We start from the raw sequence: 7,932 nt of genomic DNA, 5'->3' as shown, positions 1-7,932 counted from the left end.
ATGTACATGTTGCATGAGTTGTAACGAAAAAAGACATAAATTTGGGAATAGTTGGCTTTTTAAAATCAGTTATGTAACTACTATTAAAAAGCGAGGTGAATAATATGGAACAAAAACATAATGGCATTATTTTTACTGCAATACCAGACGAATCAAATGAATATTATCAACCATTTTATGAAGACTTGATTTACTTTAATGAATGTTTAAATGAAAAGAAATCAATTGCGGATCAACTTATATCTTTATCTGTTGAAGAACAAGACTTTCATACGAGCTGTTTTGAGTATGATGATATTTGGCTAAGAGATGTTGCACCGGTTGTCACAAATCATCTAGTTAAATTTAAATATCGACCAAATTATTTGCCAGATGATCAAGGGCGATATTTAGATCAACAATTTAATAAATGGTTGAAAAAGAATGACTTTGAATATGTAAAATCCCCATTAATATTAGATGGTGGTAATCTTATTTGGAATAAAAAAGATACTGTAATATTAACAGAACGCATATTTGATGATAACGATGATTGGACAGAAGAGGAAATTATTGAGCAGTTAGAATGGGATTTAGATGTGAGCCGAGTTATTATTATTCCTGCTGAAGAAGGGGATGTACTAGCACACGCAGACGGAATGGTTAAATTTATTGATGAACATACAATGTTTATTAGTGATTTTTTAGGGGATCATGAATTTACATATAGTGTTCAAGAGATTATTAAAGAACAAATGCCAGAAGCTGAATTTATAGTTGTTCCTTCATCATATACAGAGAAAGGACAATATGATCAAGAGATAGCATCGGCAAAAGGGTTGTATATAAATATGTTAGAATCATGTGATGCTCTTTATGTTCCTAAGTTTGGACTAGCTAAAGATGAGGAAGTTTTACGATATATTCAACAGTATACGGAGAAACAAGTTATTCAAATTCATGTAGGAGAAATATCAACAATGGGGGGCACGATGAATTGTTTAACGTGGTATTGTCCAAGTCATTTGTTACCTTCGAAAATGAGAAGATTGAAAAATCAGAATGGAAATTTTTCAATGAAGAAGATTTTTGATTGGTTTTAATAAATAAGTAATGAAAAGAAAATATATTCAAGGAGTATTGATATGTATACCATCGCTGAGTTTTCTCGGATTTGTAAAATGAGTACGCGGATGTTAAGACATTATGACAAAGAGGAGATATTAAAACCGGCATATGTGAATCCGGTTAATGGGTATAGGTATTATGAACAAGAGCAACTGGAAGTAGCGCTGAAAATAAAAAAGCTAAGGGAGTATAAATTTCCTCTTCCAAAAATTAAAATTGTTTTGCAGTCATCGGATCAAGATTCGTTTGTTCAACATATACAATCACAAATTATCGAGTTGTCTCAGGAAGTGAAGCAAAATTTACAGGTTATTTCAGAAATGAATGAAATGGTAATGGTGAATAGTAGTCTAAATATTGCTCGCCATAGAAGTTACGATATATTAATGGGAATGAGGAACGAAGTAACGTTAATTACTCAAAGAGTAAAAATAGATATAGATGATATGGATGATTATTTTTATGACTTATATGAAGAGGTACAAAAAAATAACTTTCAAATAGTTGGTTCTCCATCTGCAGTCTTTTATGATGAAGAATATATTCCAAGTAACAGTGATATTGAGTTAAGAATTCCGGTTATGCAGGGGAATGATGAAGACGTAGCACAAGAGTATGAAATGAAACAACTAAGTCCACATCATATCGTTACTACTATGCATTATGGAAGTTACGACTATATAGGTTACGCTTATATAGCGTTAGAAGAATGGATTGAAAGAAATGGGTATGTAATAATTAATTCGCCATATGAGGTTTATATAAAGGGACCTGAATGTGATTGTTTAGCAGAAGAGTATGTGACACAAATTTGTTTTCTAGTTACGAAAATAGAATGAGAATAAGGATTGACATTAACATTATGTCAATCCTTATTCTATGTATGAAAGCAATTTATCATAATAAAAAGGAGAAGTAAAGAATCACCTTATAAAGTTGCTACAAGTAAATGAAGATATTCCTGTTGACCTTAACACGATGTCAAAGTATAGACTGTACGTACATTCATATAAGGGGTGAACACGTATGAGAAATATAGAGAATAGTTTGTTTTATATGCCTGCGGAATGGGAGAAACATGAAGGTACATGGCTCCAATGGCCACATGATAAAGCACATAGAGGTGAAGGCTACAGAGCTAAGTTAGATGATATTTGGATATCGATGGCAAAGGAGCTTCACTATGGAGAAAATGTCCATATTGTTGTATGTGATGAAGAAGAGAAAATACATGTCCAATCGAAGTTAATTGAAGCTAATGTAAATATGGATAAAATTGATTTCTTAATTCAAGAAACTGATGATATTTGGATACGAGATAACGGACCAATCTTTGTAACGGATAAGGAAGGGAATCGCTGCCTAACGCACTGGATATTTAATGGTTGGGGAAATAAATATCCGTACGAAAAAGACGCTAATATTCCGAATAAAATAAGTGAAATGTATCGTATTCCAAAAGTTGAATCTAGTGTCTGTCTAGAGGGTGGGGGAATTGAGATAAACGGAAACGGGACCTTAATGGCGGCGAAAACGTCTATTATAAATGAAAATTGAAATCCCACACTAAGTCAGAAAGAAATTGAAATGGAGTTAACGAAATATTTAGGAGTAACAAATTTTATATGGATAACTGGTATACGCGGAGAAGATAATTATGATGAAGATACGGATTATCATATTGATGGCGCGGCACGGTTTGTAAATGAAAATACGATACTGTATGAATATGATCCTTTCGATGAAGGAGAGCCATACCTTTTGGAGGCGTACGAAAAGCATTATCAAGAATTACGGCAAGCGAAAAATATAGATGGAAAGCCATTTCAGCTCATTCCAGTACCAGTAACAAGAAAAGTGGTAAAAGAAGCAGATTGTAAAGGATCGTACTTAAATTTTTACATTGGTAATGAAGTTGTATTGGTACCTATATACGGTGATGAACATGATAAATTAGGGCTTCAAATCATTGAAGGTCAATTTCCAGGGAGAAGAATTGTCGGTATATATGTTAACGAATTGTATGCATACGGTGGTATGATTCATTGTGTGACGCAGCAGCATATAGAATAGAGTAATTCAAATAAAAAGCATGCAGAGCATATACTCTGCATGCTTTTTATAATGTTGAAAACTCCTCAACAAGTTGAGTGAATTGTTTCAATGCACTTTCAATCGGTTCTGGCGTTGTTAAATCGACGCCAGCTTTTTTCAATAAGTTTAATGGGTAGTCTGAACTTCCGCCTTTAAGGAATTCAATATAATTTTTCTGAGCATTCGGATCACCGCTTAATAGTTTATCAGCGATTTGAATGGCAGATGCGAATCCAGTTGCATATTTGTATACGTAAAACGGGCGATAGAAATGAGGGATTCTAGCCCATCCGTATTTTACTTCTTCATCAAATACAAGTGAATCACCGTTATATTCTTTAAATAGCTTTTCATAAATTTCACTGAAGACTTGTGCATGTAATGGTTTACCTTGTTCAGCCATTTCATGTGTGATTTTTTCAAATTCTGCAAACATAATTTGTGTAAAGAAAGTACCTTTAAATTTCTCAATAAAATGGTTAACTAAATGGTTACGCACGTTCGTATCTTTTGCTTCTTTTAATAAATAGTGAATTAATAACACTTCATTTACTGTAGAAGCGACTTCTGCGACAAAGATAGAATAATGTGCAGAAATTCTTGGTTGGTATCCATGTGAATAGTGCGTATGCATACCGTGACCGCATTCATGAGTAAGAGTGAACAGGCTGTTTAAATCATCGTGATGATTTAAAAGAATGAAAGGATGAACGCCGTATACACCGAAGTTATAAGCACCAGAACGTTTCCCTGGTGTTTCTCTTACGTCTATATATCTTTTATCTTTAAAAGTTTTTAATGTCTCAATATATTCTTCTCCTAAAGGAGCTAGTGATGCAATCATAATGTCAAATGCTTCACTATATGGGATGTCTTGTTTTACACCTTCTACTAAATCGACGCCTAAGTCGTATTGTCTTAGTTCATCTAGGTTTAATTTTTCTTTTCGAATTTCATTGTATGTATGTAATGCTTGAATGTTTTTTTTCGTTGTATCAATTAGGTTTTCATATACTTCTTTCGGAACCATATCGCCAAATAATGATTTCTCTAGCGCTGATGGATAGTTTCTTAATTTCGAAACAGTAACATTATTTTTAATAGCAGCGGATAAAGTAGATGCGATGGAATTCTTTAACTGAACATATGGTTTGTAATATGCTTTATAAGCTTCTTTACGCTTTTCACGATTCGTATCTTCTATTAACTTTGCATACATTCCGCGTGTTAAGTTCACTTTTTCTCCATCGTCAGTCGTCACTTCACCAAATAATATATCTGCATTATTTAACATACCAAATGTGTGCTGTGGAGAAGAAAGAGCTTCACCCATTTGTGATAAAATTTCTTCTTGGTCCTTATTTAATACGTGTTTTTTATAACGGTATAATTCAAATAAGTCTTCTTTATAATATTGTAAGCCTTCTGTTTCTTCTATGTAAGAATGTAATGTGTTTTCGTCTATGCTAAGTAAGAAGGGGGAAAAGAAAGATTTCGCTGCACTTACTTTCACGTGTAATTGTGATACTTTATCGACAAGAGATTGCGCGTCAGTATCGCGTGTATCAAGGTCAGATTGTAATCGTGCATAAGCGAACATTAAAGATATTATGCTAGAAACTTCTTCACTCTTCGTTAAATAAGCTAATAAACTATTGCCATCGTGAATATTTCCATTAAACTCGTGTAATTCCTTTGTTAATACTTCAATTTTATGAAAATCACTTTCCCAATCTTCAATTGTATGGTAAATGTCTGTTAAATCCCATTTTTCTATATCAGCTACTTGTAATCGATCTTTAAGTTCTGTCATAATCATTTCCTTTCTAAACATGTAGTTATATTTCTATATAACTATGAAATACAACAAATTGCAAAAAATCCCTGCTGAAAATTGAAAAGCCCTGCTGAAATAACAAGGCTTACTTACTTATAGTGTAATTCCGAATTTTGAATGTAAAAGGTTTGTATATTGCATGTCTGTAACGGTTTCTTTCGTTTTTTTACCATTTTTTGCTACTGTAAGGCTATCTTTCGTTAAAGAGGCATGCCCATCTTCAGTTAGTTTTACAATAAGAGGTACTTTATTAAAGGGTGATCCTTCATGTTCAACGATAATTTTTTGTGCTGTATTTGCTTTTTCTTCATCCACTTCTTCTATATAAAATGCATAGCCTAACGTCCAATCATCAGCAGAAGATTGATCCAAGAACTCATTGTTTTTCCGCATCTCTAAAATGTAGTTTCCCTTTTCGGTCATTTCTTTACGAATACGATAATCTCCTGTAATAGAGTGAATGACTTCACCTGAGAAAGGGACAGGGGCAAGAGGTAAGTATGATCCGAATCCTACTTCAATTAAATAAAGTTCATTATGATGTGTTAAAACGGTTGCGATATGGCCAGAATCAACAGCCCATATGGAGTTTGCAGCGTTATAAACTGTTCCTGAAACGAGATGAACATCGAATCCAGAATCTTTCAGGAAGTAATACATAGTAGGGTTGAGTTCATAACAAAGACCGCCACGGTTATTTACTAAAATTTTCTCTTTCAAATTTTCTTTTGATATTTCTTTAAAATTCTTTTCGAGAATATTTAAGTTTTCAAAAGGAACAGTTTGTGCCATTGCGTACATAATGTTAGATAAATCTTCAAATGAAACTGTGTCTTTTTCTTCTATATGTAATCGTGCGAAAAATTGTTTTTGAAAGTCTGTCATCGAAATCCCTCCGTTATGCTTTTATAGGTAAATTGTAAACAATCTTGAATAGGATGTGAAATTAAAACTACGTTGAATATTTGAAATTAGATTAAAAATAATATGAGAGAGTGAGAGATTGCTACTTTACTAACGGTGGGACGAATATTATAATAATTCTGATAAACTATGCAAACGCTTTCTTGGAAGGGGATGGTGTACAGATGTTTAAAAGAATAACAATAGTCGGATTGTCAGTTGTTATGTTTTTACCTAGTATATATGACGGGAGTAAAGCATATGCAGACACAGTTAACAATGGAACGTTAATGCAGTATTTTGAGTGGTATGCTCCGAATGATGGGAATCATTGGAATCGTTTGCGTACTGATGCTGAAAATTTAGCGGAAAAAGGAATTACATCTGTTTGGATACCACCTGCATATAAAGGAACTACGCAAAATGACGTAGGATATGGAGCATATGATTTATATGATCTGGGGGAATTCAATCAAAAGGGAACAGTGCGGACGAAATATGGGACGAAAGCACAATTGAAATCTGCAATTGACGCTTTACATAAGAAAAACATCGATGTATACGGTGATGTAGTTATGAATCATAAAGGTGGGGCTGATTATACAGAAACTGTCACAGCAGTTGAGGTAGACCCGAGCAATCGGAATATTGAAGTATCAGGTGATTATGAAATTAGTGCGTGGACGGGATTTAACTTTCCAGGGCGTGGAGATTCTTATTCTAATTTCAAATGGAAATGGTATCATTTTGACGGAACGGATTGGGATGAAGGAAGGAAATTAAACCGAATTTATAAATTTAGGGGCATAGGTAAAGCATGGGACTGGGAAGTGTCTAGCGAGAATGGGAATTATGATTATTTGATGTATGCGGATCTTGATTTTGATCATCCAGATGTTGCGAATGAAATGAAAAAATGGGGAACGTGGTATGCGAATGAATTAAATTTAGATGGTTTTCGTTTAGATGCTGTTAAACATATTGATCATGAATATTTGCGCGATTGGGTAAATCACGTTAGACAGCAAACAGGGAAAGAAATGTTTACAGTAGCTGAATATTGGCAAAATGATATCCAGACTTTAAATAATTATTTAGCGAAGGTTAATTATAATCAATCTGTGTTCGATGCACCACTTCATTATAATTTTCATTATGCTTCAACAGGAAATGGAAATTATGATATGAGAAATATTTTAAAAGGAACGGTAGTTGCGAATCATCCTACACTTGCGGTTACTCTAGTTGAAAATCATGATTCACAGCCTGGTCAGTCATTGGAATCTGTAGTGAGCCCTTGGTTCAAGCCGCTGGCATATGCATTTATTTTAACGCGTGCAGAGGGGTATCCTTCTGTTTTCTATGGTGATTACTATGGTACAAAAGGAAATAGTAACTATGAAATTCCAGCGTTAAAGGATAAAATTGATCCGATTTTGACGGCACGAAAAAACTTTGCATATGGTACGCAGCGTGATTATTTTGATCATCCAGATGTGATTGGCTGGACAAGAGAAGGTGATAGTGTACATGCTAATTCTGGTTTAGCAACATTAATCTCTGATGGACCAGGAGGGTCAAAGTGGATGGATGTTGGGAAGAATAACGCAGGTGAAGTATGGTACGATATTACGGGTAATCAAACAAATACTGTAACAATTAATAAGGATGGTTGGGGACAATTCCAAGTAAGTGGAGGATCAGTTTCCATATATGTTCAGCAGTAATTTGGTGATGAAAAAGAAGAGGTAGACTGAAATATAAGTTTTCCTCTTCCTTTTTACATTCTGTATAGTTATAAAAGTATGACACCTTTACTTCTCACGTAACATATAGTATGATGATTTCAATAAATTAGATTTCAATGACTATAATATAAATTAATGAGAGGTGCTTTTTGTGAGTGCGGTAGGTATTAAATAGGAAAAATTTAATGAAATAAATCGGATAAGACCAGGGGATTTTTATGTACATCATACCCCTAATTTTGT

Annotated in this window: 5 protein-coding genes and 1 pseudogene; 4 read left to right on the top strand and 2 right to left on the bottom strand. The window is 33.8% G+C overall.

Annotation, left to right across the window (positions count from 1 at the left end):
• Nucleotides 1-104: 104 nt before the first annotated feature.
• From ABWK52_RS26720 to ABWK52_RS26710, 3 genes and pseudogenes are all read left to right on the top strand, one after another.
• On the top strand, nucleotides 105-1,082 hold the full coding sequence (locus ABWK52_RS26720) for an agmatine deiminase family protein (RefSeq protein WP_098541142.1): 978 nt from the start codon (nucleotides 105-107) through the stop codon (nucleotides 1,080-1,082).
• A 42-nt stretch (nucleotides 1,083-1,124) separates the two neighbouring features.
• On the top strand, nucleotides 1,125-1,946 hold the full coding sequence (locus tag ABWK52_RS26715) for a MerR family transcriptional regulator (protein WP_000287984.1): 822 nt from the start codon (nucleotides 1,125-1,127) through the stop codon (nucleotides 1,944-1,946).
• A gap of 187 nt (nucleotides 1,947-2,133) precedes the next feature.
• Nucleotides 2,134-3,180 (top strand): annotated as a pseudogene (locus ABWK52_RS26710) (agmatine deiminase family protein).
• A 46-nt stretch (nucleotides 3,181-3,226) separates the two neighbouring features.
• On the opposite strand, the gene pepF reads toward ABWK52_RS26710, so the two are convergent.
• Complete coding sequence (pepF, locus tag ABWK52_RS26705; protein ID WP_098541141.1) at nucleotides 3,227-5,014, bottom strand: oligoendopeptidase F; 1,788 nt, start codon at nucleotides 5,012-5,014, stop codon at nucleotides 3,227-3,229.
• Between the two features lie 117 nt (nucleotides 5,015-5,131).
• Nucleotides 5,132-5,923 (bottom strand): arylamine N-acetyltransferase family protein, encoded by a 792-nt coding sequence (locus ABWK52_RS26700; protein ID WP_000129195.1) that lies wholly within the window; start codon nucleotides 5,921-5,923, stop codon nucleotides 5,132-5,134.
• Between the two features lie 203 nt (nucleotides 5,924-6,126).
• Here ABWK52_RS26700 and amyS point away from each other — a divergent pair, with 203 nt between their 5' ends.
• A complete protein-coding gene (gene amyS / locus ABWK52_RS26695) occupies nucleotides 6,127-7,668 on the top strand; it encodes an alpha-amylase (protein ID WP_098541139.1) in 1,542 nt (513 codons plus the stop codon).
• Nucleotides 7,669-7,932: the final 264 nt, after the last annotated feature.

The organism is Bacillus sp. AP50, from assembly GCF_040492675.1.
Lineage (GTDB): Bacteria > Bacillota > Bacilli > Bacillales > Bacillaceae_G > Bacillus_A > Bacillus_A cereus.
This window is presented reverse-complemented; position numbering and strand designations above follow the sequence as displayed.

Bases quoted from the DNA above. Each gene is read 5' to 3' on its own strand.
- ABWK52_RS26720 (WP_098541142.1), top strand. From the start codon at position 105: ATGGAACAAAAACATAATGGCATTATTTTTACTGCAATACCAGACGAA.
- ABWK52_RS26715 (WP_000287984.1), top strand. From the start codon at position 1,125: ATGTATACCATCGCTGAGTTTTCTCGGATTTGTAAAATGAGTACGCGG.
- pepF (WP_098541141.1), bottom strand. From the start codon at position 5,014: ATGACAGAACTTAAAGATCGATTACAAGTAGCTGATATAGAAAAATGG.
- ABWK52_RS26700 (WP_000129195.1), bottom strand. From the start codon at position 5,923: ATGACAGACTTTCAAAAACAATTTTTCGCACGATTACATATAGAAGAA.
- amyS (WP_098541139.1), top strand. From the start codon at position 6,127: ATGTTTAAAAGAATAACAATAGTCGGATTGTCAGTTGTTATGTTTTTA.